This window comes from Caulobacter segnis, assembly GCF_029543125.1.
In the GTDB taxonomy this organism is placed as follows: Bacteria; Pseudomonadota; Alphaproteobacteria; order Caulobacterales; family Caulobacteraceae; genus Caulobacter; species Caulobacter segnis_D.
Window position 1 is genome coordinate 1 of record NZ_JARQWW010000011.1, and the last position, 1025, is coordinate 1025.

The window sequence follows — 1025 nt, forward strand, 5'->3', positions numbered from 1 at the left end:
TGTCGAAGCTATGAAGGTTGTTCACCCGGGGTTGGGCTGAGAAGCTGGGGTTGCGACGCTCCAACCTCCAAGCCGGGAGCCCCCGGATGAACATCCATAAGAATGCTCGCCTGACCCCGGTTGGTCGAGCCTTGATGATCTCCCGGATCGAAAATGAAGGCTGGCCTGTGGCCCGGGCGGCCGCGGCGTCGGGCCTGTCGAGCCGCTGCGCCTATCGTTGGCTGGCACGCCATCGGGGCGGTGATCGTTGCTTGAACGACCGCAGCTCAGCGCCGCGTCGTTGTCCGCGCAAGGTCGCGGCCGAACTGCAAGCGCGCATCGAAGGCATGCGTCGTCAGCGCTTGACGGGCCCGGCTATCGCCCGCGGCCTGGGCATGGCCAGGTCCACCGTGGGCTTGGTCCTGCGTCGTCTTGGCCTGGGCAAGCTCAAGAGCCTTGAGCCCAAGAGCCCCGTCATCCGCTACGAGCGCGGCCGCCCCGGCGAGATGATCCACCTGGACATCAAGAAGCTGGGGCGCATCAACGGACCTGGCCATCGCTTCACCGGCCGGGGACCAGGAACCCACAATCTGGGGAAGGGCTGGGACTTCCTACACGTGTGCGTCGATGACGCTTCTCGACTGGCCTACACCGAAATCCTCGACACCGAAGGCCAGGACGACGCCACAGCCTTCCTCAACCGCGCCGTCGCCTGGCTCGCCAGCCACGGGGTCCAGGTCGAGCGCGTGATGACCGACAATGGCGCATGCTACCGCTCAAAGCAGTTCGCCGCCGCCCTGCGGTCCATCCAGGCCCGCCACGTGCGCACCAGGCCCTATACCCCGCGCACCAACGGAAAGGCCGAACGCTTCATCCAGACCAGCCTGCGAGAATGGGCCTACGCCCGATCCTATCGGTCGTCAGTCGAACGAACCCAGGCCGCAAAAGCCTGGATCCAAGACTACAACCTCAAACGACCACACTCAGGCATCGCCGGCCTCACACCCTGGCAACGGGTGAACAACCTTCTTGGAAACGACACCTAG

1 protein-coding gene is annotated in these 1025 nt (G+C 65.0%); it reads left to right on the plus strand.

The annotated features are described in order from the left end of the window. Nucleotides 1-86: 86 nt before the first annotated feature. Entirely contained in the window at nucleotides 87-1025 is a 939-nt protein-coding gene (locus P7B02_RS19620) for an IS481 family transposase (RefSeq protein WP_277788056.1), read from the plus strand.